24 protein-coding genes, 1 tRNA gene and 1 riboswitch are annotated in these 22,144 nt (G+C 71.1%); of the genes, 14 read left to right on the forward strand and 11 right to left on the reverse strand.

Going from position 1 to position 22,144, the window contains the following annotated elements; genetic code table 11:
- Window positions 1-57 precede the first annotated feature (57 nt).
- A complete protein-coding gene (locus tag AERO9AM_RS05865) occupies window positions 58-471 on the forward strand; it encodes a hypothetical protein (RefSeq protein WP_159575302.1) in 414 nt (137 codons plus the stop codon).
- Window positions 472-580: 109 nt separating this feature from the next.
- Entirely contained in the window at window positions 581-829 is a 249-nt protein-coding gene (locus AERO9AM_RS05870) for a hypothetical protein (RefSeq protein WP_159575303.1), read from the forward strand.
- Window positions 830-883: 54 nt separating this feature from the next.
- Here AERO9AM_RS05870 and AERO9AM_RS05875 read toward each other — a convergent pair whose 3' ends face one another.
- From AERO9AM_RS05875 to AERO9AM_RS05885, 3 genes are all read right to left on the reverse strand, one after another.
- Window positions 884-2,527 (reverse strand): DNA repair helicase XPB, encoded by a 1,644-nt coding sequence (locus AERO9AM_RS05875; RefSeq protein WP_159575304.1) that lies wholly within the window; start codon window positions 2,525-2,527, stop codon window positions 884-886.
- A gap of 66 nt (window positions 2,528-2,593) precedes the next feature.
- Entirely contained in the window at window positions 2,594-4,411 is a 1,818-nt protein-coding gene (locus tag AERO9AM_RS05880; RefSeq protein ID WP_159575305.1) for a helicase-associated domain-containing protein, read from the reverse strand.
- Window positions 4,412-4,432: 21 nt separating this feature from the next.
- Window positions 4,433-4,708, reverse strand: a complete 276-nt coding sequence (locus AERO9AM_RS05885) for a multidrug ABC transporter ATPase (protein WP_159575306.1) — start codon at window positions 4,706-4,708, stop codon at window positions 4,433-4,435.
- A gap of 114 nt (window positions 4,709-4,822) precedes the next feature.
- On the opposite strand from AERO9AM_RS05885, the gene AERO9AM_RS05890 reads away from it, so the two are divergent.
- Both AERO9AM_RS05890 and AERO9AM_RS05895 read left to right on the forward strand, forming a co-directional pair.
- A complete protein-coding gene (locus AERO9AM_RS05890; RefSeq protein WP_159575307.1) occupies window positions 4,823-5,203 on the forward strand; it encodes a cold-shock protein in 381 nt (126 codons plus the stop codon).
- Window positions 5,196-5,924: a DUF3027 domain-containing protein gene (locus AERO9AM_RS05895; protein WP_159575308.1), complete on the forward strand. Its 729-nt coding sequence runs from the start codon at window positions 5,196-5,198 to the stop codon at window positions 5,922-5,924. The genes AERO9AM_RS05890 and AERO9AM_RS05895 overlap by 8 nt, the downstream gene beginning before the upstream one ends.
- 72 nt (window positions 5,925-5,996) lie before the next feature.
- Here AERO9AM_RS05895 and serC read toward each other — a convergent pair whose 3' ends face one another.
- Window positions 5,997-7,109, reverse strand: a complete 1,113-nt coding sequence (gene serC, locus AERO9AM_RS05900; RefSeq protein ID WP_159575309.1) for a phosphoserine transaminase — start codon at window positions 7,107-7,109, stop codon at window positions 5,997-5,999.
- 174 nt (window positions 7,110-7,283) lie between these two features.
- On the opposite strand from serC, the gene AERO9AM_RS05905 reads away from it, so the two are divergent.
- The 5 genes from AERO9AM_RS05905 to AERO9AM_RS05925 all read left to right on the forward strand — a co-directional run bounded on the left by AERO9AM_RS05905 (window position 7,284) and on the right by AERO9AM_RS05925 (window position 11,039).
- Complete coding sequence (locus AERO9AM_RS05905) at window positions 7,284-7,976, forward strand: metal-dependent transcriptional regulator (protein ID WP_159575310.1); 693 nt, start codon at window positions 7,284-7,286, stop codon at window positions 7,974-7,976.
- A 252-nt stretch (window positions 7,977-8,228) separates the two neighbouring features.
- Entirely contained in the window at window positions 8,229-9,038 is an 810-nt protein-coding gene (locus tag AERO9AM_RS05910) for a M23 family metallopeptidase (protein ID WP_236602501.1), read from the forward strand.
- A gap of 262 nt (window positions 9,039-9,300) precedes the next feature.
- On the forward strand, window positions 9,301-10,140 hold the full coding sequence (locus tag AERO9AM_RS05915; RefSeq protein ID WP_236602502.1) for a M23 family metallopeptidase: 840 nt from the start codon (window positions 9,301-9,303) through the stop codon (window positions 10,138-10,140).
- 295 nt (window positions 10,141-10,435) lie between these two features.
- Window positions 10,436-10,933, forward strand: a complete 498-nt coding sequence (locus AERO9AM_RS05920; RefSeq protein ID WP_159575312.1) for an HNH endonuclease — start codon at window positions 10,436-10,438, stop codon at window positions 10,931-10,933.
- Window positions 10,934-10,965: 32 nt separating this feature from the next.
- Window positions 10,966-11,039, forward strand: a tRNA-Arg gene (locus tag AERO9AM_RS05925).
- Window positions 11,040-11,230: 191 nt separating this feature from the next.
- On the opposite strand, the gene AERO9AM_RS05930 is transcribed toward AERO9AM_RS05925, so the two are convergent.
- The 3 genes from AERO9AM_RS05930 to AERO9AM_RS05940 form a co-directional block, all read right to left on the reverse strand.
- A complete protein-coding gene (locus tag AERO9AM_RS05930; RefSeq protein WP_159575313.1) occupies window positions 11,231-11,575 on the reverse strand; it encodes a histone-like nucleoid-structuring protein Lsr2 in 345 nt (114 codons plus the stop codon).
- Window positions 11,576-11,629: 54 nt separating this feature from the next.
- Entirely contained in the window at window positions 11,630-11,956 is a 327-nt protein-coding gene (locus AERO9AM_RS05935; protein WP_159575314.1) for a DMT family transporter, read from the reverse strand.
- A gap of 11 nt (window positions 11,957-11,967) precedes the next feature.
- A riboswitch (guanidine-III (ykkC-III) riboswitch) is annotated at window positions 11,968-12,033 on the reverse strand.
- Between the two features lie 76 nt (window positions 12,034-12,109).
- The gene (locus AERO9AM_RS05940; protein WP_159575315.1) at window positions 12,110-12,964 is read right to left on the reverse strand and encodes a LuxR C-terminal-related transcriptional regulator; all 855 of its coding nucleotides are present in this window, start codon (window positions 12,962-12,964) and stop codon (window positions 12,110-12,112) included.
- Between the two features lie 98 nt (window positions 12,965-13,062).
- Between AERO9AM_RS05940 and AERO9AM_RS05945 the strand changes: the two genes are divergently transcribed.
- Both AERO9AM_RS05945 and AERO9AM_RS05950 read left to right on the forward strand, forming a co-directional pair.
- Window positions 13,063-13,428: a DUF485 domain-containing protein gene (locus tag AERO9AM_RS05945; RefSeq protein ID WP_159575316.1), complete on the forward strand. Its 366-nt coding sequence runs from the start codon at window positions 13,063-13,065 to the stop codon at window positions 13,426-13,428.
- Window positions 13,425-15,053: a solute symporter family protein gene (locus AERO9AM_RS05950; protein ID WP_159575317.1), complete on the forward strand. Its 1,629-nt coding sequence runs from the start codon at window positions 13,425-13,427 to the stop codon at window positions 15,051-15,053. The genes AERO9AM_RS05945 and AERO9AM_RS05950 overlap by 4 nt, the downstream gene beginning before the upstream one ends.
- Window positions 15,054-15,073: 20 nt before the next feature.
- Here AERO9AM_RS05950 and AERO9AM_RS05955 read toward each other — a convergent pair whose 3' ends face one another.
- Entirely contained in the window at window positions 15,074-15,631 is a 558-nt protein-coding gene (locus tag AERO9AM_RS05955) for a methylated-DNA--[protein]-cysteine S-methyltransferase (RefSeq protein WP_159575318.1), read from the reverse strand.
- A gap of 200 nt (window positions 15,632-15,831) precedes the next feature.
- Here AERO9AM_RS05955 and AERO9AM_RS05960 point away from each other — a divergent pair, with 200 nt between their 5' ends.
- Both AERO9AM_RS05960 and AERO9AM_RS05965 read left to right on the forward strand, forming a co-directional pair.
- Complete coding sequence (locus AERO9AM_RS05960) at window positions 15,832-19,491, forward strand: AAA family ATPase (RefSeq protein ID WP_236602504.1); 3,660 nt, start codon at window positions 15,832-15,834, stop codon at window positions 19,489-19,491.
- On the forward strand, window positions 19,484-19,699 hold the full coding sequence (locus AERO9AM_RS05965) for a hypothetical protein (RefSeq protein ID WP_159575320.1): 216 nt from the start codon (window positions 19,484-19,486) through the stop codon (window positions 19,697-19,699). Before AERO9AM_RS05960 ends, AERO9AM_RS05965 begins: the two co-directional genes overlap by 8 nt.
- A gap of 85 nt (window positions 19,700-19,784) precedes the next feature.
- Here AERO9AM_RS05965 and mscL read toward each other — a convergent pair whose 3' ends face one another.
- From mscL to AERO9AM_RS05980, 3 genes are read right to left on the reverse strand one after another with little or no spacing between them, the layout of a single operon-like run.
- Window positions 19,785-20,195 (reverse strand): large conductance mechanosensitive channel protein MscL, encoded by a 411-nt coding sequence (mscL, locus tag AERO9AM_RS05970; protein ID WP_159575321.1) that lies wholly within the window; start codon window positions 20,193-20,195, stop codon window positions 19,785-19,787.
- 28 nt (window positions 20,196-20,223) lie between these two features.
- Window positions 20,224-20,499: an FmdB family zinc ribbon protein gene (locus AERO9AM_RS05975; protein ID WP_159575322.1), complete on the reverse strand. Its 276-nt coding sequence runs from the start codon at window positions 20,497-20,499 to the stop codon at window positions 20,224-20,226.
- A gap of 29 nt (window positions 20,500-20,528) precedes the next feature.
- Window positions 20,529-21,119 carry a 5-formyltetrahydrofolate cyclo-ligase gene (locus AERO9AM_RS05980; protein ID WP_159575323.1) on the reverse strand — a complete coding sequence of 197 codons (591 nt, stop codon included), beginning with the start codon at window positions 21,117-21,119 and terminating at the stop codon, window positions 20,529-20,531.
- 103 nt (window positions 21,120-21,222) lie between these two features.
- On the opposite strand from AERO9AM_RS05980, the gene galU reads away from it, so the two are divergent.
- A complete protein-coding gene (galU, locus tag AERO9AM_RS05985) occupies window positions 21,223-22,119 on the forward strand; it encodes a UTP--glucose-1-phosphate uridylyltransferase GalU (RefSeq protein ID WP_159575324.1) in 897 nt (298 codons plus the stop codon).
- Window positions 22,120-22,144 lie beyond the last annotated feature (25 nt).

The following is a 22,144-nucleotide window of genomic DNA, read 5'->3' on the forward strand; positions in this document are numbered from 1 at the left end:
AGAGCGTATCACTACGTCCATAGTGACATTGCACTACGAAAGTAGTAGCGTGTGCGCATGGACTACATCGTGCTCGCCGCGTGGACGATCCAGGCGGCGGTCGGAGCGTCGCTGCTCGTCTCGTGGGTGCGGCACGCGAAGGGCAGTAACGCCGGTCTCATCCTGACGCACGTGACGGCGATGATCGCGTTCGCGGTGCTCTGGGTCGTCTTCATCGTCACGGGTGCCGTGGCGTGGGGCTGGGCGGGGTTCGTGGTGCTCGTGCTGTTCATCGGCTTCGGCGACGCGACCATGGTGCGGCGTGCTCGCGCCCTGCGGGGTGAGGCGAATCCGGGACTGCGGGACTACATCCCCGCGGCACGCGTGTCACTCGCCGGACGGCTCGGCGGCCGCACGAGGTTCCACATGCTGTTCTCGGCGCTGGTCTTCTTCCCCTGCCTCGCGGTGTGCATCATCGCCACGGCCAGGTAGGGCACGCCGAGCGGACGGACGAGGAGAGCATCATGCAAACGCGCCGGGCGATCGTGATCGGAGCGGGCCTGGGCGGGCTCGCGCCTGCCAGGCGATCGAGGACGCCGTCGTGCTCGCCCACGCCGTGGACCGCTCGGACGCACTGACCGACTACACCGCTGCACGGCGGACGCGGACCGCCGACGTCGTGCGGCGCTCGCACCGCATGGGTGCGATGGCGCTGCTGCGCAACCCGGCCGCGCGGGCCCTGCGCGATGCGCTGATCGGCGCCGTGGGCCGGCTGTCCGCGGACACGGCGATCCGGCAGCTCATCCCCGTCGTGGACTGGCGGCCGCTGACGACGGCTCCGCAGCGGTGATGCGTTCCCAGCCGCGGCGCGAGCTCGTCCGATCCGGCGCGGACCGAACGGGGCTCAGGCCGCCTCGAGCTCGTGCGCGTCCATGATCGTGTAGCTGTAGCCCTGCTCGGCGAGGAAGCGCTGCCGGTTCTGTGCGTAATCCTGGTCGACGGTGTCGCGCGCGATGAGCGTGTAGAAGCTCGCGGTGTGGCCCGACTGCTTCGGACGCAGCAGCCGGCCCAGGCGCTGCGCCTCCTCCTGACGGGAGCCGAAGGATCCGGAGACCTGGATCGCGACCGACGCCTCGGGCAGGTCGATCGAGAAGTTCGCGACCTTCGACACCACGAGCAGCTCGATCTCGCCCTCGCGGAACTGCCGGTACAGCTCTTCGCGCTCGTCCACCGGTGTGGCACCGGTGATCGACGGTGCGTCGAGCGCCGCCGACAGCTCCTCGAGCTGGTCGAGATACTGTCCGATCACGAGGATCCGCTCACCGGCGTGCTTCGCGATGAGCTCGCGCACCGCGGTGATCTTCGCCGGCGCCGTCGCCGCCAGGCGGTAGCGCTCGTCGTCGGTGGCCGCGGCGTACTCGAGCCGCTCGTCCGGCGGCAGGTCGACGCGCACCTCGTAGCAGGCGGCGGGGGAGATGAAGCCCTGCGCCTCGATCTGCTTCCAGGGCGCGTCGAAGCGCTTGGGGCCGATGAGGCTGAACACGTCGCCCTCGCGGCCGTCCTCGCGCACGAGCGTCGCGGTGAGGCCGATCCGGCGCCGTGCCTGCAGGTCTGCGGTGAGCTTGAACACGGGGGCGGGCAGCAGGTGCACCTCGTCGTAGACCACGAGGCCCCAGTCCATCTCGTCGAGCAGGCTCAGGTGGGCGTACTGCCCCTTCCGCTTCGCGGTGAGGATCTGGTAGGTCGCGATCGTGACGGGCTTGACCTCCTTCATCTGCCCCGAGTACTCGCCGATCTCCTCGGGGGTGAGGCTGGTGCGCTTGATGAGCTCGTCGCGCCACTGCCGGGCGGAGACGGCGTTCGTGACGAGGATGAGCGTCGTCGTCTTCGTGGCGGCCATCGCGCCGGCGCCGACGATCGTCTTGCCGGCGCCGCAGGGGAGCACCACGACGCCGGATCCGTCCTTCGCGAACGCGTCGACCGCCTGCTGCTGGTACGGCCGCATCGTCCAGCCGTCCTCGGCCAGCGTGATCTCGTGCGGAGTGCCCGGGGTGTAGCCGGCGAGGTCCTCCGCGGGCCAGCCGATCTTCAGCAGCTCCTGCTTGATCTGGCCGCGCGCCCAGGCGTCCACGACATAGGTGTCGGGGGCAGGGTGCCCGATGAGAAGCGGCTGGATCCGCTTGTTGCCCGCCACCTGAGTGAGCACGGCCGGATCCGTCGAGCGGAGGATGAGGGCGCCCTCCTCGTCGCGTTCGATCACGAGCCGGCCGTAGCGGTTCACGGTCTCGCGGATGTCGACGGACACCGACGGCGGGACGGGGAAGCGCGACCAGCGGTCGAGGGTCTCCAGCATGTCGTCGGCGGTATGCCCTGCCGCCCGGGCGTTCCACAGGCCGAGCCGGGTGATCCGGTAGGTGTGGATGTGCTCGGGCGCGCGCTCCAGCTCGGCGAAGATCGCGAGCTCGTGCCGGGCGCTCTCGGCGTCGGCATGCGCGACCTCGAGCAGGACGGTGCGGTCGCTCTGGACGATCAGCGGGCCATCAGACATAGCGAACCAGTCTACCGGTCGCCGGTGCCGGGGCGGGCGGACGGGCGGGTCCGTCCTGCAGGCGCCTCAGGATCCGGGGTTCTCGAGCGCGCGGGTGGTGAGGATCGAGCGGATCGGCAGCGTGCGTTCGACGTCGCTCGCCCGATCGCGCCCGCGCAGGCGTCCGCCGCCGAAGCCGGTCACCTCGAGCACCAGTTCGCGCGTGGTGCCGTCGGGCATCGCCACCTCCACGGCCAGCACCGCGCGCTGCTTGGCCGCGTGTTCGAGCTCGCGCTCCAGCCAGGCGGCGTCGGCGTTCTCCTCCTTGGCCTCGCGCAACCGGGCGATGAGGGTCGCGTAGCGCGCCCTGTCATCGGGGGCGGTGGGCGCGCTCGCCGCGGTGGTGCGCACGGGACGCTCGACCGCGCCGTCGGCGTCGACCAGCGCCGCCGGGTAGTGCTCGTCGGTGAGGGCCCAGAACACGGTGTCGCGGTTCACGCGGGTGGTCAGCACCGCGGTGCCGTCGGCCGTCGCCTCCGGGACGAGTCCGAGCGGGCGCAGCGCCTGGTCCACGTCGATCGCTCGCAGCAGGTGCTCGTCCGCGCTGCGCACACGCGTGCGGCCCGTCTCCGGGTCCGTCCCGACCTGCACCTGGCCGTGCCGGCTCGCGCTCTGTGCAAGCAGGTAGCGCAGCGGCTGCGGCACGCCCGTGAGGGAGATGCCCTCGAGGAAGGCCAGTACGCCCTCCTCGGTCTCGCCGGCCGAGAGCGCCCGGCTCAGGGAGTCCGCCGTGAACCGGTACGAGGAGGCCTGGCTCGCCGACTCGCGTGCCGCCATCCCGCGCAGGCGCAGGTCCAGGGCGGGCAGGAGCGGGCCGGGCGCGATCGCGGTGAGGTCGTTCTGCAGGAAGATGCGGTCCACCTCGGCCGGCACATAGGTGCGCAGCGCATCCGGGTCGGGGTCGGCGCCGAGCCGCGGGGCGCGCGCCCAGGGCGTCTCCGCGAGAGCAGCGCCGCCGGCGGTCTCCGGGTGCGGGGCTTCGGCCGCGGACACCGAGTGGTCGTCTCCGGCGGCGGATCCCGCGTCGTCCGCGATGAGGCCGAGCAGCCGGGCCTGCCGGATCAGCGCCTCGGCGCGGTCGACCCATACCGGGTCCCACGGGTGCTCGTCCCGCCAGGAGGGCAGCGGGATCCAGCCGCCTTCCGGCGTGCGCAGCGCCTCAGGCAGCGCGGACCGGAAGCCCTCGACCAGCCGGACCCAGCGATCGAGGCCGGTCAGCCGAAGCCAGGCGGCGCCGTCCTCGGACAGGTGCAGGCTGCGGTCGATCGGCCGCAGCAGGCCCGCGCCCGTGCCCAGGGCGAGCAGGTCGTCGAGGAGCGCCGCGTCGTCGGGCAGTCCGCGCTCGACGAGGCGGCGTTTCTCCGACAGGCCGACCGTGCCTCCGGCGAGCAGCGCGAGCGGGCCCTCCTCGGCCAGCAGCAGCGTGTCGGCGAGGGTGGCGACCGTGGTGAACGCGCGTTCGGCGGCCCGGGCGACGGCGGGCTCGTCCGCCTCCCCTGGTGCCCCCGCCAGCGGCGGCGGCACCGTGCGCCCCGCGACCGCGGCGGCGACGGACGGCGGCAGCGGCCCTTCTGCAGCCGGCAGCAGGGCGAGGGCGCGCAGAGCGTCCGCGGCGGCACCCGCGTCCGCACCCGCCGCTGCATCGAGGAGTCCTGTCGCCTGCGCGCGGGTGAGCCGGGGGAGGACCTTCGCGATCGAGGCCGGGTCCAGCAGCGCCTCCGCGACGTCGAAGAAGTCGTTCCATGGCGCGTCGGGTCGCACGTCACGCTGACGGAACAGTGCGGCGAGCTGGTCGTCGGTGCGCGCAGACAGCGCCTCGGCGAGAAGGCGCGCGTGGGTGCTCATGGGAGAACAGCTCGCAGGGCGTCAGGAACGCCGGGCTGCGCGGCCTCTCCGTACGAAGCTCATGATGAGCAGCACGACGATCATGAGGAACGCGATCGGCAGGCCCCAGAACGGGAACACGCCCACGATCGGCCAGGCTCCGTGCGTGAAGTCGGCCTGCTTCATGCCGAAGGCGGTGCCGAGGATGATCGTGAAGAAGCACAGCACCGACAGGGCCGCGAGCGTCAGCGAGCCGAACGTGAGGAACCGATCGATCCCGCGGATCTCCGGTTCGGGGGCTGGCGGCCGAGTGCTCATCCCCACCAGCCTACCCGCTCGGCGACGGGTAGGCTGGTGTGTGCGGGTTCCCCCGCGCACCGAGAGGATCCCGCCGGATCCTTCTTCCCCGAACGATGCAGCGAGGTTTCTGGAATGCCCACCGGCAAGGTCAGGTTCTACGACGACGAGAAGGGTTTCGGCTTCATCACCACCGATGACGGCCAGGACGTCTTCCTGCACGCCACGTCCCTCCCCGCCGGGTCCACGGTCAAGGCCGGCACCCGCGTCGAATTCGGCGTGGCCGACGGCAAGCGCGGACTCCAGGCGCTCTCCGTGCGCGTGCTGGAGGCGCCGGTGAGCCTGGCGAAGGCGAAGCGCAAGCCGGCGGACGACATGGCGGTGATCGTCGAGGACCTCGTCAAGCTCCTCGACGGCATCGGCGGCGACCTGCGTCGCGGCCGCTACCCGTCGTCCAGCCACGGCCGCAAGATCGCCGCCGTGCTGCGCAACGTGGCCGAGGACTTCGATGCCTGAGACCGACTCCGACGCGGTCGAGTCGGCGCCGGAGCCGCAGGCGGACGCGGTCGCGCCCGCCGTGGAGGTCGCAGTCGTCGCGGACGAGCCGCTCGACGTGGCGCTTCCGAGCGAACGGCTGCTCGGTGCGCGCGACCTGGCGCTCGCCGCGCTGCACGAGATCACCCCTCCGGCGACGGTGGGACCTCCCGCGGGCTACCTGCCGGAAGCGGACGGCGTGATCTCGCTGCGCTTCGAGAACCGGCTCGGCGGCTATCCGGGCTGGTACTGGACGGTGTCGGTCGCCCAGGTCGGCGACGAGGAGCCGACCGTCCTGGAGGCCGAGTTGCTGCCGGGTGAGGGCGCGCTGCTCGCGCCGGAGTGGGTCCCCTGGGCGGAGCGCCTGGCGGAGTACCGCGCGCACCAGGCGGAGCTCGCCGCGTCCGCGCAGCACGACCCGGCCGACGGGGAGCCGGAGGACGCCGACGAACTCGAAGTGGACGTGGATGCGGATGACGCCGACGTCGACGACCTCGATGAGGACGACCTCGAAGAGGACGAGCTCGACGACGACGAGGAGAGCGCCCGGCCGCGGCTGCACGCCGGCGACCTGGACGGCGTGGACATCGACGAGCTCGATGAGTCCGCCTCCGTGGAAGGCGACTCGGACGACGAGCCATCCGGCGACGAGGACGACGACGCCGCGGACGACGACGACGAGGACGACGCAGAGGAGGAGTGATCCTCCGGCTGTGCGGACATGAGAAAGGGCGCCCCTCCGGGAGGCGCCCTTTCTCATGTCCGGTCTACGGCGTCACGCCTCGCGGTGCTCCAGCACGTAGTCGATCGAGCGGATCAGCTGGCGCACGTCGTCGGGCTCGATCGAGACGAACGTCGCGATGCGCAGCTGGTTGCGCCCGAGCTTGCGGTAGGGCTCGGTGTCGACGATGCCGTTGGCGCGCAGCGTCTTGGCCACGGCGGCGGCATCGACGGACTCGTCGAAGTCGATCGTGGCGACCACGGGGGAGCGGTCGGCCGGGTTCGTCACGAACGGCGTCGCCACCGCGCTCTCCTCGGCCCAGCGGTACAGCTCCTGCGAGGACTCGCTCGTGCGTGCGGCTGCCCAGGCGAGGCCCCCGTTGCCGTTGATCCACTGCAGCTGCGAGTCGAGCAGGTGCAGGGTGGTCAGGGCGGGGGTGTTCAGCGTCTGCTCGAGGCGCGAGTTGTCGAGCGCGTTCTTGAGGCTCAGGAACTCCGGGATGTACCGTCCGGAGGCCGCGATGCGCTCGATCCGCTCGATCGCGGCCGGCGAGACCGCCGCGAACCACAGGCCGCCATCCGAGCCCAGGTTCTTCTGCGGCGCGAAGTAGTACACGTCCGTCTCGGTGACGTCGAAGTCGATGCCGCCGGCCGCGCTCGTCGCATCGATCACGGTCAGCGCGTCCGCGGCGGGAACGCGCACGATCGGCGAGGCGACGCCCGTCGAGGTCTCGTTGTGCGGCCAGGCGTACACGTCGACGCCCTCGACGACCTCGGCCTCGGCGCGCGAGCCCGGCTCGGCGCTGCGCACATCGGGCGCCTGCAGCCACGGTGCGCCCGCGGCCTTGGCGAACTTGCCGCCGAACTCGCCCGAGACGAGGTTCTGGGCGCGGTTCTCGATGAGCCCGAACGCGGCGGCGTCCCAGAACGCCGTGGATCCGCCGTTGCCGAGGATGATCTCGTAGCCCTCAGGAAGGCGGAACAGCGACGACAGGCCCTCGCGGACGCTGCGGACGAGGTTCTTCACGGGAGCCTGGCGGTGCGACGTGCCCAGCAGGCTCGACCCGACGGCCGCGAGAGCGCTCACCTGCTCCGGGCGGATCTTGGACGGACCGCATCCGAAGCGGCCGTCGACGGGCAGAAGTTCGCGGGGAATCTCGATCGCCATGCACAGATTCTAGGTGTCCGCGCGGGGGCGGCCCTGCCCGTGTGACGCCGCACGACGCGCCTGCGGGGGCCGCGGCGTCCCGTCGTCGCCCGGCAGCGCCGGCGCTCATCCGCAGAAGGTAGGCTTGCCTAACAGCAGCTCCTGCATCCGCAGCACGACCACCCAGGGGGATCCATGGCCGATCTGATCGACACCACGGAGATGTACCTCCGCACCATCCTCGAGCTCGAGGAGGAGAACATCGTCCCGCTGCGCGCCCGCATCTCCGAGCGCCTCGGGCACTCCGGTCCCACGGTGTCGCAGACGGTCGGTCGCATGGAGCGCGACGGTCTTGTCGTGGTCTCCGAAGACCGCCGGCTCGAACTGACCGAGGCCGGGCGCCGCAAGGCTGTCGACGTGATGCGCAAGCACCGCCTCGCCGAGCGGCTGCTGTCGGACGTGATCGGACTGGACTGGGCCTACGTTCACGAGGAGGCCTGCCGCTGGGAGCACGTCATGAGCGAGCAGGTGGAGCGCCGCCTGGTCGAGCTGCTGGGCTTCCCCACGGAGTCGCCCTACGGCAACCCGATCCCCGGGCTCGACCAGCTCGGCGGAACTCCGGCCCGCACCTTCGATGAGGGCGTGATCGGTCTCGTCGAGCACATGAACACCGCCGGCACGCCGACCGAGGGCACGGTGCGCCGCCTGGCCGAGCCGGCGCAGGTGGATCCGGAGCTGCTGGAGCAGCTGCGCGAGGCTGGCGTCGTGCCGGGAGCGCGCGGCCGGTTCCGCTTCAACGAGGGATACGTCCTCATCGAGGTGGACGGGCAGGACGAGGGACTCGAGCTGCCCGTCGAGCTCGCGTCGCATATCTTCCTCGTCGCCTGAGCCTGGACGTCCCCTGTACGGCGGTCGTCGGATCCGCGGAAAATCAGCGTTCAGCGGATCTCCGGGCCGATGTGACGGGTCCGCGACTTCCCGGTAGCGTCGATAGCGCCCGTCGTCCCCGACCCGTCGACGGAGCCCGCCGCGCTCGCCTCATCGGCCCGTCGCCGCCGTGGGCAGACGTGTGTCCGCACCTGACGGACCGACCAGACGACGACGGACCGGCGCGAGCGCGCAGAGGCCGGAGGACAGACCTTGCCTGAGACCACGATCGAGCCCACGAGCACGCCGCGCACCACCACGGCGAGCCGCACCTCGGAGCGTTCCCGCTCGGCGGCGTTCGTGCGCCCGGTGCGCGCCGTCGCCACCCTGGGCGCGGTCGGTGCGCTGGTGGCCGCCATCGCGCTTCCGGCCTTCGCGTCGGCCGCCGGGCCCGCCGACGCCGGTCCCGTGACCACCGAGCAGCTGGCCGCGGACAACGCGCAGTCGATCGTGGTCGCCTCCGAGGCGACGCAGGCGCCGAGCGCGCGCGAGCAGTTCACCGCCACCACCCCCGACGAGATCGAGAAGCAGAAGGCCGAGGCAGCCGCCGCTGCACGTGCCGCCGCCGCCGCGACGACGGTCTCCTCCCGCCCGTCGATCGCGGGCCTGGCGCTGGTCGCGCCCGGGTCGGGCGCCGTGCGCTACCCCCTGACGAGCTTCACCCCCGGCGAAGGACCCGGATCCGGCCGCGGCCACGAGGGCTGGGACATGATCGCGCCCGAGGGGACGCCGATCTACGCCGCCGCGGCGGGAACGGTGACCGCATCGGCCGAGAGCATCGGCGGCTACGGCGTCTCGATCATGATCATGAGCGACCTCAACGGCACCATGGTGGAGACCCGGTACGCGCACATGGTCTACGGCAGCCGCATGGTGGAGGCCGGCGATCAGGTGCAGGCCGGACAGCTGATCGGCCTGGTCGGCAACACCGGCAACTCCTACGGGTCCCACCTCCATTTCGAGGTGCGCATCGGCGGGTCGGTCCTGGACCCCGAGCCCTGGCTCGCGGCGAACGCCGGCTGATCGCGGCGCACCGGACGATCTCCGGCACGCGGCGGAAGGGCTTCCGGATGAACACCCGGAAGCTTTTCTGTGAATCCAGGGGTGACAGGATCATCACGATCGGGTAACGTCGGGGAGGTCGTCGGCGAGAAGCCCGCCGACGATCGCCGCGGCGGAAGCCTCCCGGTTCGTCACCGTCACGGTTACCCTGAGCACGATGCAGGACGTCGTGCGCGAAAGCGGACGAGCCGGCGCACGGCGCCGAGGCCTGGAGGAAAGCCCTGTGGCTGGAGAACTGGAACACACCTCGAAGTCCGACCTGACGCGCTCGACCCGGAGCACGACGTCGGCATCCGTCGCCCGATCCGTGGTGCGACCCATCCGCACGGTGGCCATCCTCGCCGCCGTGGGTGCGCTGGTCACGGCGATCGCTCTGCCTGCGCTGGTCACGGGCACGCCCGCCTCGGCCGGTGCGTCGCCGGCGACGGCGCAGCAGCTCGCCGCTCACAACGCGCAGTCGATCGTCGTCGCCTCGGAGGCCACGCAGGCGCCCAGCACCCGTGAGCAGTTCACCGCGACCACGCCCGACGAGATCGCCCAGAAGAAGGCGGCCGAGGAGGCGAAGGCCCTCGAGGCCGCGAAGGCAGCGGCACTCGCCTCGGCCTCGGCGATGACCGCCTCGGTCCGCAGCAGCATGCCGTCCATCGCGCAGCCCGGACAGGTCATCTATCCGATGGTGGCCGGCAGCTACACCCTCAGCGACGGCTTCGGCGCCGCCCGCAGCGGCCGCAGCCACATGGGACAGGACTTTGCCGCTCCGGTCGGCACCCCGATCTACGCGATCGCCGACGGCTGCGTCACCATCTCCCAGGGCGGCTACGGCGGCTACGGCGAGACGATCGAGATCTCCCACCCGGCCCTGAGCGCCTCCGGAGCGCTCTCCACGCTCTACGGCCACATGAGCTACCGAGCGGTCTCCGCAGGCCAGTGCGTCACGGCAGGGCAGTACCTCGGCGACGTGGGCGCCACCGGCTGGGTGTCCGGATCCTGCCTGCACTTCGAGGTGCTCATCAACAACACCGAGATCGACCCCCTCGCGTGGCTCGAGGCGAACGTCCTCTGACCCGACACGGGCGGTGTTCACCGGAAGTTCTCCGTGTCGTCGCGCTCGCATGGGTTAGCCTGATCCCGTCGTCGCAAGGGCGGAGGAACACGATGGGACGAATACCGGCCATCCGAACCACGGATGCACTCGGTCGCCTCGTCCTTCGGCATTGCCCGCTGGATCTGCACGGAGTTCCCGTGCGCTCACGGCGCTGTCTCTCGTAGACAGCGCCGTTCTCATTTCCAGCGGACCCTCCGCCTGCGCACGGTCGAGAGCCCGGGAAGCCATCCCGGGCGGATCGAAGGGATGCAGGATGCGCACACTGGTGCTCAACGCAGGGTATGAACCGCTCGCGGTCGTGTCGTTCCGACGCGCTCTCGTGCTGGTGATGAACAAGAAGGCGTCTGTCGTCGAATGCGTCGACGATGATCCCGTCTGGGCGGCTAGCGGACGCTTCGACCGGCCCGCCGTGATCGTGCTCAGCCGCTATGTGCGGATGCCCAGGGCGCGGCACGCCCCCGTGACGCGACGCGGGGTGCTGCGGCGTGACGGAAACCGCTGCGGCTACTGCGGAAAGGCGGCATCCACGATCGACCACGTGCTGCCGCGCTCACGTGGAGGCAAGAACTCCTGGGAGAACCTCGTCGCCTGCTGCCTGCGCTGCAACAACGTGAAGAGCGATCGCACGCCGCAGGAGATGGGGTGGGAGCTGCGTCTGACGCCCGGCCCGCCGCGGGGCACCGGGTGGACCGTGCGCGGATCCGAGCGCAGCGACCCGAGCTGGGAGCCCTATCTGGCGATGGCGGCGTAAGGCCTCACGGCCGATCGATAGACTGGCACTGCGCCTTCGTAGCTCAGCTGGATAGAGCAGCCCTCTCCTAAAGGGCAGGTCGCAGGTTCGAATCCTGTCGAGGGCACGAGCAGAGGCTCCGCGCGTCGCGAATGCGACGTGTGGAGAAGCGCCTGGGGACGTGGGGGCGCGCAAAACGACCTCGAAGGGATCCGATCAAGGATCGGATCCCGAACCAGGCCCGTCGACAACGACGCAAAGACCGGACAACGGAAAGGGACCACTCTGAGGAGCGGTCCCTTCCTGTGTGGGTCGGATTCAGTGCGCGGCGCGGTAGGCCTCGATCACGTCGGCGGGGATGCGGCCGCGCTCGGAGAGCTTGTAGCCGTTCTCGCCGGCCCAGGCGCGGATCGCGGCGGTCTCCGGGTTGCGGTTCGGGCGCTTGGACGCCGCGGCCGGACGCGCGTTCCCCGCGCGCTGGGTGCGCCTCCCGGCGGAGATGTACGGTGCGAGCGCCTCGCGCAGTTCCGCCGCGTGCGCGCTGGTCAGGTCGATCTCATATGCGGAGCCGTCGAGCGAGAAATGCACGGTCTCGCCTTCTCCGACCTCGAGAATGGAACCGTCGATGTCGTCGACGAGCTGATGAACGATTTTGCGTGCCATGGCCATAAACCTACGTGCAGGAAATGCGCCTGGCAATCATTCGAATGCGGAATGTCAGGAATGGCCCTGATCGACGAGTTTCAACCCGACAATGCAGGCGACCAATCCGAGGATGAGCAGGATCCGGATCCAGGACACATCGGAATCGCCGGTGACCATGGCCCAGACGACGGTGAGCGCCGCCCCGATTCCCACCCAGACGGCGTAGGCGGTCGCCGTCGGGATGTCGCGCATCGCCCAACCCAGACCGAACATCGACGCGGCGAGCCCTACGACGAACACCACGCTGGGCCAGAGCCGGGTGAAGCCTTCGGACTTGCCGAGCGCGGTCGCCCAGACGGCTTCGCACATTCCGGAGATGATGAGCACGATCCACGCCATGGCGGGCCTCCTGAGAGCCAGTCTTTTCGCTGTCCGGGTACTGGCCCGCCTCGTCCGGGTGCGCGAGCGCGCTGCGTCCGAGGATACCGCGCCCACCTGGGCAGGAGCAGGGCAGAGCCGCTCCCCGGCGCACCCGCGATCAGGGCATGAGGATCAGGGGATGAGCCCGTCGCGTCGCGCCCGCGCCACGGCTGCGTGCCGGGTCGGCGCGTCGAGCTTCGCCATCGCGGTGCCGAGGTACGCCTTCACCGTGGATTCGCGCAAGCCCAGCTCCTCCGCGACCTGCGCGTTGGTCAGCCCGAGGGCGGCGCACGAGAGCACGTCGATCTCGCGGGGGGACAGGTGCACGTCCGAGGCACTCGGCAGCGGCGCCGGCGAGGAGAGCGCCACCAGCCGGCGCTCGATGTCGCCGAGACGTGCCCGGACGGCCTGATCCTCCACGAGGGCGGCCACCGAGCGCAGCTCGGCGAAGCTCTCCCGCAGCTCTTCGCGGTGCGCGGGGCTCAGCGACGGGGAAGGGGACGGGGGGACCGCCGCACGCAGACGCCGCTCCACCTCCTCGCGGATGCGCAGCTCACTGGCGAGCTCCTCGGCGATCTGCATGGCGGGTGCCGTGGCGACGCCGCCCACGGGCGGCCCGTCCCACGCGCCCGCGTACAGCACGCCGCGCGGGCGGCCCGCCACGATCACCGGGATCGCCAGCAGGGTGCGCAGGCCCTCACCGAGCACGAACCCGTCGTAGTCGTGCGTGATCTGCCGCGATGCGCCGTAGTCGTGCGTCATGCGCGGACGCAGCTCGGTCATCGCACGCCCGCCGAGCCCGCGCTGCGGCTGCACGCAGAGCCCCTCCAGGCTGCGCGTGCGCGAGCCGATGATCGACGTGACAGGCACTTCGCCGCGCGACAGCAACCCGCCGAACGCGACCGGGAAGCGGGTGCGGCGGACGAGTTCGCGCACGGCCTGCGCGACGAGGTCCGCATCCGATCCGACTGCCTCGAAGGTGTTCACCGGTTACCAACTTCCGGGGGTGACGTCCGCGTCCCCGCCTTTCGTAGCGTCGACGGTATCACCTCGGCGTGCATCGGTGCGCGCCCGGGGAAACCGATATGAGGCAAGGAGGCCCCGTGTCCGAGTCCACTGACGCGCGCAGCGCGCACGCGATCGACTATGTGCAGGTGCAGGAATCCCCGCCGTTCCGGCGGCTGCGCAAGGACCATCGATCGTTCGTGTTCCCGCTCGCCGCCCTCTTCCTGGTGTGGTATTTCGTCTACGTCCTTCTCGCCGCATTCGCACCGGCCTTCATGGCACAGCGCGTATGGGGCGATATCACGGTGGGACTGCTCTTCGGTCTCGGTCAGTTCGTCACCACCTTCGCGATCACGATGGGCTATGTCGCATTCGCGAACCGACGATTGGATCCGCAGTCCGCGAGCATTCGGGAGACGCTGGAGAAGTCGGAGGCGGGCGCATGAGCGTGCATTCCGCCGCCGGGGCCACGCTCGAGCAGAGCAACCCCGTGCTGAACATCTCGGTGTTCCTCGCGTTCGTCGCGGTGACGCTGTTCATCGTGATCCGAGCGAGTCGCAACAACAAGACGGCCGCCGACTACTACGCGGCCGGACGCAGCTTCTCCGGACCGCAGAACGGATTCGCGATCGCGGGCGACTATCTGTCGGCGGCGTCGTTCCTCGGCATCTGCGGCGCGATCGCGGTGAACGGCTACGACGGCTTCCTGTACTCGATCGGATTCCTCGTGGCCTGGCTGGTGGCGCTGCTGCTGGTGGCCGAGCTTATGCGCAACACCGGGAAGTTCACGATGGCCGATGTATTGTCGTTCCGGCTCGCGCAGCGTCCGGTGCGGATGGCCGCGGCGCTGACGACGCTCGCGGTGTGCTTCTTCTACCTGCTGGCGCAGATGGCGGGCGCGGGCGGTCTGGTGTCGCTCCTGCTGGGCATCAGCGACAAGCTGGGGCAGTCGCTCATCATCGCCGTCGTCGGCGTGCTCATGATCGTGTACGTGCTCATCGGCGGGATGAAGGGCACGACCTGGGTTCAGATCGTCAAGGCGGGCCTGCTGATCGCAGGGGCGGTCGCGATGACGGTCTGGGTGCTGGCCCTCAACGGGTTCAGCCTGAACACGCTGCTGGAGAACGCCGTCGCCGCGTCGACCTCCGAGCCGAAGGATGCGATCCTCGGCCCCGGTCTGAAGTACGGCGCGAACCCGTGGGACTTCATCTCGCTCGCCCTCGCGCTGGTGCTGGGAACGGCCGGCCTGCCGCACGTGCTGATGCGGTTCTACACGGTGCCCACCGCGAAGGAGGCCCGTCGCTCGGTGGTCTGGGCGATCTGGCTGATCGGCATCTTCTACCTGCTCACGCTCGTGCTCGGCTATGGCGCCGGCGCACTGGTGGGGCCGGAGACGATCACGACGGCGCCCGGAGGGGTGAACTCGGCGGCGCCGCTGCTGGCACTGCATCTCGGCGGGCCCGTGCTGATGGGCTTCATCTCGGCGGTGGCGTTCGCGACGATCCTCGCGGTCGTGGCCGGACTCACGATCACCGCGGCCGCGTCGTTCGCGCACGACATCTACGCGAACGTGGTCAAGCGCGGCAGGCACGGTGACGGCCAGGCCGATCCGAACGGAGAGGTGCGCGTCGCACGCCGTACCGTGGTCGTCATCGGCGTGCTGGCGATCCTCGGCGGCATCGGGGCGCAGGGGCAGAACATCGCGTTCCTCGTCGCGCTCGCGTTCGCCGTCGCGGCTTCCGCCAACCTGCCGACGATCCTCTACTCACTGTTCTGGAAGCGCTTCACGACCCGCGGTGCCGTCTGGAGCATGTACGGCGGCCTGGCGGCGGCGGTCATCCTCATCGTGCTGTCACCGGTCTTCTCCGGGAAGCCGACGTCGTTCCTGCCCGGCGTGAACTTCGCGATCTGGCCCCTGGAGAATCCGGGGATCCTGTCGATCCCGCTCGGCTTCCTGCTGGGCTGGCTGGGGTCCGTGCTCGATCGCGGCACGGAGGACCGTCGCCTCGCCGCCGAGATGGAGGTGCGCTCGCTGACCGGCTACGGCGCGGAGAAGGCGATCGAGCACTGAGCCGCGTCCGCCCCGGCGGCCTACACGCCGGGGCGGACGCCGTCGACAGGAGGACGGTGCGCGGCCGCGTCGGCCTCCAGATCCAGCAGGTACCGCTTGCGCTCGGGATGCGCGCCGTACTGCCCGGGGGAGCCGTCGGCGCGCACCACCCGGTGCACGGGCACGACGATCGAGAACGGCGTGGTGCGGCATGCGGTGCCCACCGCGCGCGCCGCCCCGGGACTCCCGGCGAGCGCCGCGACCTCGCCGTAGCTCGCGGTCTCGCCCCACGGGATCTCGCACACGGCCTGCAGGGCGGCGCGGGTGAACCCGTGCGCGAGGCGCCAGTCGAGGGCCACCTCCTGGTCGAATCGGATCGGCTCGCCGTCGAAGTAGGCGCGCAGCAGTGCATCGAGCTCGGCGCTCGCGCCGGGGTCGGGCTCGGGCAGCGCATGCAGCATCCGGGCGACGGCCTCGAGCGCCCACGGGGATTCGCGGTGCATCCCCTCCGGCAGGTCGAAGGCGACCAGGCCCTCGTCCGAGAAGACGAGGAGGGCATCTCCGAACGGGGTGTCGGCGAAGTCGTAGCGGTAGCTCATGTCCCCATCCTCGGGCACGTCGCCGACAGGCGCGGCGGCGGAGACGCAAAGGGTGGGAACCGTCGGGAAAACGCCCGCTGTGGAGGAAGAAAGCGGAGGAATCCCGCAAAACCCAGCGGATCTGACGGTTCCACAGGGTCGGCCCGCCTAGTCTTTGTCGTGTGTGGCGACGTGATGGGAAGAGTGCGGAGGACAAGTCCGTGACCCCCAGTGACGTCGACGTGACAGAACCGGGGGTGCGCGTCGCGCACGCCGCGACGACCGAGCGGGCACGGCTGAGGGCCGAGGCCGCCGAGCTGGGCGGCCCCTCGCCGCTGACGGCCTACCGCGACGTCGCAGCCGGCGGGATCGACATCTCGCGTGCGCACCCGGGAAGCCTGCCGCAGTTCATCACCGGGCGCTCCACGCTGCTGTCGAATCTGTTCCGCGATGAGGTGGGACTGCGCAACGCCCGCCTCGCGGCCGACCGCATCACGGCGAAGAACACGGAGCTGCGCACCGTGCGCGGCCTCGACGCGGTGCACCTCGCCGTGGGCCTGTGCACCTGGCGCATCGGCGGCGTGGACTACGCCGCCCCGATGCTGCTGCGCCCCCTGGCGATCCGCCGCCACTACGCCGACTACGAACTGAAGCTGCACGGGCAGTTCTTCCTCAACCCCGAGCTGGTCCGCATCGCGCGCGACCACTTCGGGATCACGATCGACGATGCCCGGCTCGCCGCCCTCGCCTACCAGAACGGCGTGTTCGCCCCGCAGCCGGCGATCGACATGCTGCGGGCGGCGACGAAGTCCATCGACACCTTCTCGGTGCAGCCGCGCATGGTCGTGTCCACGTTCGCGGACGTCGGAACGGCGATGGCCCGCGATGCCCACGACCTCGACCATCCGATGCTGAACGCGCTCGCCGGCCACGCCGCCGATCGCGAACGCGTCAGCGCTCCCGGGCCGGTGCCCTCGACCGCGGGACCGGACGACCGCGCGCCCGCCTCCGACAACCTCCTGCTGGACGCCGACCACGAGCAGGAGCAGGTGCTCGCCCGCATCGCCGCGGGCCACTCGCTGACCGTCTCCACTCTGCCCGGCACCGGCGGCACGCAGACGGTGATCAACGCCATCGGCGAGCTCGTGCGCGCGGGCCGCCGGGTGCTCGTGGTCTCGCCCCGCCGCTCCACCCTCGACGGCGTGCGGCATCGCCTCCGCGGCATCGGGCTGGACGGCTTCGCCGTGTCGCCGGCGTCGGTGCGCCGCGACCTGGTGCGCGCGATCGGGCGCAACGAGAAGGCCGCCGCACCCAAGCTCGCGGAGATCGACGACGCCCTGGTGCGCCTGCGCACCGTGCTGCTCGACTACCGCCGCGCGCTCACCCAGCCGGATCCGGCGCTGGGCGCCAGCGTGCTCGACGCCACGCGCATGCTGACCAGGCTGGCGCTGCTGCCGGTGCCGCCGACCACGACCGCCCGGCTGGGACGCCAGGCTCTGCAGAACCTGGCGGAGGACCGGACCCGCGCGGCGGAGGCGCTGGCGCAGGCCGCACGGCTGGGGGAGTTCCGGTTCGGCCCGGACGACTCGCCGTGGTACGGCGTGGTCTTCTCGTCCACCGACGAAGCACATCGCGTGCACGCGCTCGCGGAGAACCTGCACGCCCGCACCGTGCCGGACCTGCTGGAGCAGGGGTACGAGCTCATCGCCCAGACGCGGATGCGGCCGTTCGCGACGATCGCGGAGCTCGGCGAATACCTGCGGCTGCTGCGCGGTGTCCGCGACTCCCTGGACCGGTTCACCCCTGCCGTGTTCGAGCGTCCGCTCGGCGAGCTCATCAAGGCGCACGGCAGCCGGCGCGACGCACCCACCATGACCGGGGCGAACCGGCGGCGCCTGCGTCAGCTCGCCAAGGAGTACGTGCGCCCGGGCGCCCACGTGGGCGACATGCACGAGGCTCTCTCGCGGATCCAGGCGCAGCGCACCGAGTGGCAGCGCTACGTCGACGCCGGGGTCGCGCCCGAGGTGCCGCTGGGACTGGCCGACGCCTCGGTGGCCTGGCGCGAGGTGGATGCGCAGCTCGCCGAGCTCGACGCGGCGCTGGGGCGCCGCGAGCCGCTCGCCACGCTCCCGGTCGCGCGTCTGCTGCGCACGCTGGCGGGCCTGGCGGCGAAGTCCGACGTCTTCGAGAACCTCATCGAGCGCGCGCGCATCCGCGACGAGCTCGCCTCGCTCGGGCTCGAGCCGCTGCTGCTCGACCTGTCCACCCGGCACCTGTCGGAGGACCGGGTGGGCGTCGAGTTGGAGTACGCCTGGTGGCAGTCCCTGCTCGAGCAGGCGCTGCGGCAGAACCGGTCGCTGCTCGGCGCCAACACCGCGGTCGTCGACCAGCTGGAGCGGGACTTCCGCCTCGTCGACGAGGCGCACGCCGGGGCGGCGGGCCCGCTGCTGGCCTGGCAGCTCAGCGGACAGTGGAAGATCGGGATCGTCGACGAGGCCACGGAGGCGCAGAACCTCCGGCACGCGCTGACGCAGCCGCGCACGACGGTCGCAGAGCTGATGGCCGCAGCCCCCACGCTCATGCGCGTACTCGCGCCGGTGTGGATCGCGTCGCCGTATCAGGTGCCTGACCTGCCCGATTCGGTCGAGTTCGACACCGTGATCCTCGTCGACGCCGCCGCGATCAACCTCGCCGAGGCCACGCCGGCCATCCGGCGCGCACGCCAGATCGTCGCGTTCGGCGACCCGGTGCTGCAGAAGCCGACGCCGTTCCAGGTTGCGACGGTCCCGGACGAGGAGCATGAGCCGGAGGAGCCCTTCGACGAGGTCTCGGTGTTCGAGCGGCTCTCCGAGCTGCTCCCGGTCGTCACCCTCACGCGCAGCTACCGTGCCGGCGGGGAGGACCTCGCCTCGCTCATCAACGACGCGTTCTACGGCGGCGAGATCGTGTCGCTGCCCTGGGCGGGCTCGTACCTCGGACGCGGATCCCTCGCCGTCGACTATGTCGAGGGAGGCGTCGGGATCCCGAACCCGGACACGGGCGCGATGGAGAGCCCCGAGGCCGAGGTCGCGCGCGTGGTCACGCTGGTCGTGGAGCACGCCGTGCACCGCCCGACCGAGTCGCTCATGGTGGTCACCGCGAGCCGCACGCACGCCGAGCGGGTGTTCGCGGCGGTGTCCGTGGCCTTCGCCGGGCGCAGCGACGTGGCCGAGTTCGTCGGCAGGGACACGCAGGAGCCCTTCATCGTCCTGACGCTGGAGGAGGCGGCGGCGGAGAGCCGTGACCGCGTCATCTTCTCGCTCGGCTTCGGCGTCACCAAGCACGGGCGCGTGCTCAGCGACTTCGGCGACCTGTCCTCGCCCGACGGCGAACGGCTGCTCGCGATCGGGATGACCCGGGCGCGCCGCTCCATGGTGATCGTGTCGTCGATCCGCCCGTCGTCGTTCGACGAGGGCCGCCTCGAGCACGGCGCTGCAACGCTCATGTCGATCCTCGGCGATCTCGCCGGTCATGCGCGCGAGGAGCGCGCGGAGGACCAGGCGGATCCGCTCACCCTCGCCCTCGCGCGGGAGCTGCGCCGGCTGGGCATCTCGGTCGACGTCGACTACCGCGGCCTGCTGCCGCTCGTCGCGCAGCACGCGGGCAAGGCCGTGGTCATCGAGCCCGACCCGGAGTCGCGGCCGGAGTCGCTCCGCGAGACGCTCCGGCTGCGCCCGCAGGTGCTGCGGCGCCTGGGCTGGCACTACATCCGCGTGCACGCATTCGATCTGTACAGCGACCCCGCCGGCGTCGCACGCCGCATCGGCGAGGTGCTCGGGGTGCCGCTGGATGCGCCGCGTGTCGACGGCGACACCCAGCCGCTCGACGTCGACGATGCCTGAGGACCCGGCCGACGGCTCGGCGACCGAGGGATCCCGTCAGCGGATCGTCCGGGTGCGAGGATCCCGGCGCGCGCAGCTGACCCCTGCCCCCGGTACGCACGCCGAGCCGGACGAGCGCGACCGGGAGACGAGCGGCGCGGCGGAATCCGCCTCCGGCGCGGGGCCGAACGACGACCGGATGCGCCGTGAGGTGCCGCCGCACTACTGACCGGCGCTCGGCGGTTCCTGTCGGAACGCACGACGCCCCGGTCGCCACGAGGGCGCCGGGGCGTCGGTGTCGGTTCTGGATCCGGTCAGGCCGAGCGCTGCTTCTCGAGCAGGTCGCGGATCTGGATGAGCAGCTCCTGCTCGGTGGGCAGGGCCTCGGGCTCCTCGGGCAGGCCCGCCTTCGCGGCCTGCCGCTCCTTGAAGTGGTTCATCGGCATCACGAACGCGAAGTACACGACGACGGCGACCGCCAGGAAGTTGATGATGGCGCCGATGATCGAGCCGATCGCGAAATCGGTGTGCCCGCCCTGGAAGTTCGGCACCGCCAGGACCAGGCCGTCCAGGCTCTTCGCGCTGAAGAACAGAGCGATGAGCGGATTGATGAGTCCCTTGACGACGGCGTCCACGATGGCGGAGAACGCGGCGCCGATGACGACCGCGACCGCCAGGTCGATGACATTGCCGCGGAGTATGAACTCCTTGAAGCCCTTGATCATTTCTGTGTGTCTCCCCTGAAGATCGGCCTCAGGATCCCGAGGCCGGTGCGGAGGCGGGCGCCGGCTTGGCGCTCGCCGTCGATTCCGCCTTCGATGATGCACCCGAAGAGGAGGCGGAGCCGGATCCCGCGCGGGAGTCGGTGCGATAGAAGCCCGAGCCGTTGAACGTGACGCCGATGGAGCCGTACTCCTTGCGCAGGCGCCCGTGGCACTCCGGGCACTCGGTCAGGGCGGCGTCGGAGAAGGACTGCACGGCGTCGAAGCGGTGGCCGCAGGCGGTGCAGGCGTAGGAGTAGGTGGGCATGGGGCCTCGCAGGTCTCGGATCGGACGGGTCAGGTCAGGGGGAAGACGACGGTGCGCCGGGGCGTGACCGCGCCGGTGACCGGCTGGTCGTGCACGTCGCGCGGCACCTCGTCGAGGATCTCGGAGTCGAAGACGACGGCGTACGCAGGCGGGCATTTCTGCATCGAGCCGAGCGTGCGGTCGAAGTAGCCGCGACCCCAGCCCATGCGCATCCCGCTGCGGTCCACGGCCGCCGCCGGGACCAGGAGCAGGTCGACCTCGTCCAGCGCCATCGGGTTCAGGATCTCGCCGGTCGGCTCGGGCAGCCCGTGCAGTCCCGTCGCGATCTCATCCTCGGTGCCCGCCACCGCCCAGTCCAGCAGCCCGTCCTCCCGGGTGATCGGCAGCAGCACGCGGATGCCGCGGGCCACCGCCTCCCGGATGAACCGGCGCGTCCCGGGCTCCGTCGTCGTGGGCAGGAAACAGGAGATCGAGCGGGCGCCCGTCGATGCGACCAGGTCGTGCAGGCGGGCCGTGAGGGCCGACTCGGCCTCGGCCCGCTGCGCGTCGGAGAGCAGGGCGCGACGCTCGCGCAGATCGGCGCGCAGCGCACGTTTGGCATGGTCGATCGCGCCCGGCATGGCCCGATTCTACCCGGGCCCGTCTGTGCCCATGGCGGGCGGATCCGGGGCGTCCGGCGACCGCACGCGGCCCGATGCCGGGTGCGCGCCCTAAGCTGAGCAGATGACGAAGGCACGCATCAAGGCGGTCATCCCCGCGGCCGGTCTGGGCACGCGCTTCCTCCCGGCGACGAAGGCCATGCCGAAGGAGATGCTGCCCGTCGTGGACAAGCCGGCGATCCAGTACGTGGTCGAGGAGGCGGTGGCGGCGGGCATCCACGACATCCTGGTCATCATCGGCCGCAACAAGAACGCCATCTCGAACCACTTCGATCAGATGCCGGAGCTGGAGGGCAAGCTCAGCGAGAAGGGCGATCACAGCCGGCTCGCCCGGGTCGTCGCCTCCAGCGACATGGCCGACATCCACTACCTGCGTCAGGGCGAGCCGAAGGGGCTCGGGCATGCCGTGCTGCGCGCCCGCACGCACGTGGGCGACAGCTCCTTCGCCGTGCTGCTCGGCGACGACCTCATGGACGAGCGCGACCCGCTGCTCACGGCCATGATCGCGGAGCACGAGCGCAGCGGCGCGGCCGTGATCGCGCTCATGGAGGTGGACCCCGACCAGATCCACCTGTACGGCACCGCCGCGGTGGACGGGACTCCCGAGGGCGCAGCGGACGACGTGCAGCGCGTGACCGGGCTGGTCGAGAAGCCCGCGCGCGAGGACGCGCCGTCGAACCTGGCCGTCATCGGCCGCTATGTGCTGCCGGCCGCGATCTTCGACATCCTGGAGCGCACTCCGCCCGGCAAGGGCGGCGAGATCCAGCTCACGGATGCGCTGCAGGTGCTCGCCGCCGATCCGGACGGTCCCGGTGTGCACGGCCTGATCTTCCGGGGGCGCCGCTACGACACGGGGGATCGTCTGGAGTACATCAAGGCGATCGTGCAGCTCGCTGCCGACCGCGACGACCTCGGGCCCGACCTGCGCGCCTGGCTCAAGGAGTTCGCCGAAGGGATCTGAGCGGCTCGTGGACATCTCGGCACCC

It is taken from the genome of Microbacterium sp. 8M (assembly GCF_902506375.1).
Classification (GTDB): Bacteria; Actinomycetota; Actinomycetes; order Actinomycetales; family Microbacteriaceae; genus Microbacterium.

Bases quoted from the DNA above. Each gene is read 5' to 3' on its own strand.
- AERO9AM_RS05975 (WP_159575322.1), bottom strand. From the start codon at position 20,499: ATGCCCACCTACTCCTACGCCTGCACCGCCTGCGGCCACCGCTTCGAC.
- AERO9AM_RS05945 (WP_159575316.1), top strand. From the start codon at position 13,063: ATGAGGCAAGGAGGCCCCGTGTCCGAGTCCACTGACGCGCGCAGCGCG.
- AERO9AM_RS05950 (WP_159575317.1), top strand. From the start codon at position 13,425: ATGAGCGTGCATTCCGCCGCCGGGGCCACGCTCGAGCAGAGCAACCCC.
- AERO9AM_RS05930 (WP_159575313.1), bottom strand. From the start codon at position 11,575: ATGGCACGCAAAATCGTTCATCAGCTCGTCGACGACATCGACGGTTCC.
- AERO9AM_RS05920 (WP_159575312.1), top strand. From the start codon at position 10,436: ATGCGCACACTGGTGCTCAACGCAGGGTATGAACCGCTCGCGGTCGTG.
- AERO9AM_RS05965 (WP_159575320.1), top strand. From the start codon at position 19,484: ATGCCTGAGGACCCGGCCGACGGCTCGGCGACCGAGGGATCCCGTCAG.
- AERO9AM_RS05875 (WP_159575304.1), bottom strand. From the start codon at position 2,527: ATGTCTGATGGCCCGCTGATCGTCCAGAGCGACCGCACCGTCCTGCTC.
- AERO9AM_RS05980 (WP_159575323.1), bottom strand. From the start codon at position 21,119: ATGCCGGGCGCGATCGACCATGCCAAACGTGCGCTGCGCGCCGATCTG.
- mscL (WP_159575321.1), bottom strand. From the start codon at position 20,195: ATGATCAAGGGCTTCAAGGAGTTCATACTCCGCGGCAATGTCATCGAC.
- AERO9AM_RS05895 (WP_159575308.1), top strand. From the start codon at position 5,196: ATGCCTGAGACCGACTCCGACGCGGTCGAGTCGGCGCCGGAGCCGCAG.
- galU (WP_159575324.1), top strand. From the start codon at position 21,223: ATGACGAAGGCACGCATCAAGGCGGTCATCCCCGCGGCCGGTCTGGGC.
- AERO9AM_RS05890 (WP_159575307.1), top strand. From the start codon at position 4,823: ATGCCCACCGGCAAGGTCAGGTTCTACGACGACGAGAAGGGTTTCGGC.
- AERO9AM_RS05905 (WP_159575310.1), top strand. From the start codon at position 7,284: ATGGCCGATCTGATCGACACCACGGAGATGTACCTCCGCACCATCCTC.
- AERO9AM_RS05935 (WP_159575314.1), bottom strand. From the start codon at position 11,956: ATGGCGTGGATCGTGCTCATCATCTCCGGAATGTGCGAAGCCGTCTGG.
- AERO9AM_RS05880 (WP_159575305.1), bottom strand. From the start codon at position 4,411: ATGAGCACCCACGCGCGCCTTCTCGCCGAGGCGCTGTCTGCGCGCACC.
- AERO9AM_RS05955 (WP_159575318.1), bottom strand. From the start codon at position 15,631: ATGAGCTACCGCTACGACTTCGCCGACACCCCGTTCGGAGATGCCCTC.
- serC (WP_159575309.1), bottom strand. From the start codon at position 7,109: ATGGCGATCGAGATTCCCCGCGAACTTCTGCCCGTCGACGGCCGCTTC.
- AERO9AM_RS05865 (WP_159575302.1), top strand. From the start codon at position 58: ATGGACTACATCGTGCTCGCCGCGTGGACGATCCAGGCGGCGGTCGGA.
- AERO9AM_RS05885 (WP_159575306.1), bottom strand. From the start codon at position 4,708: ATGAGCACTCGGCCGCCAGCCCCCGAACCGGAGATCCGCGGGATCGAT.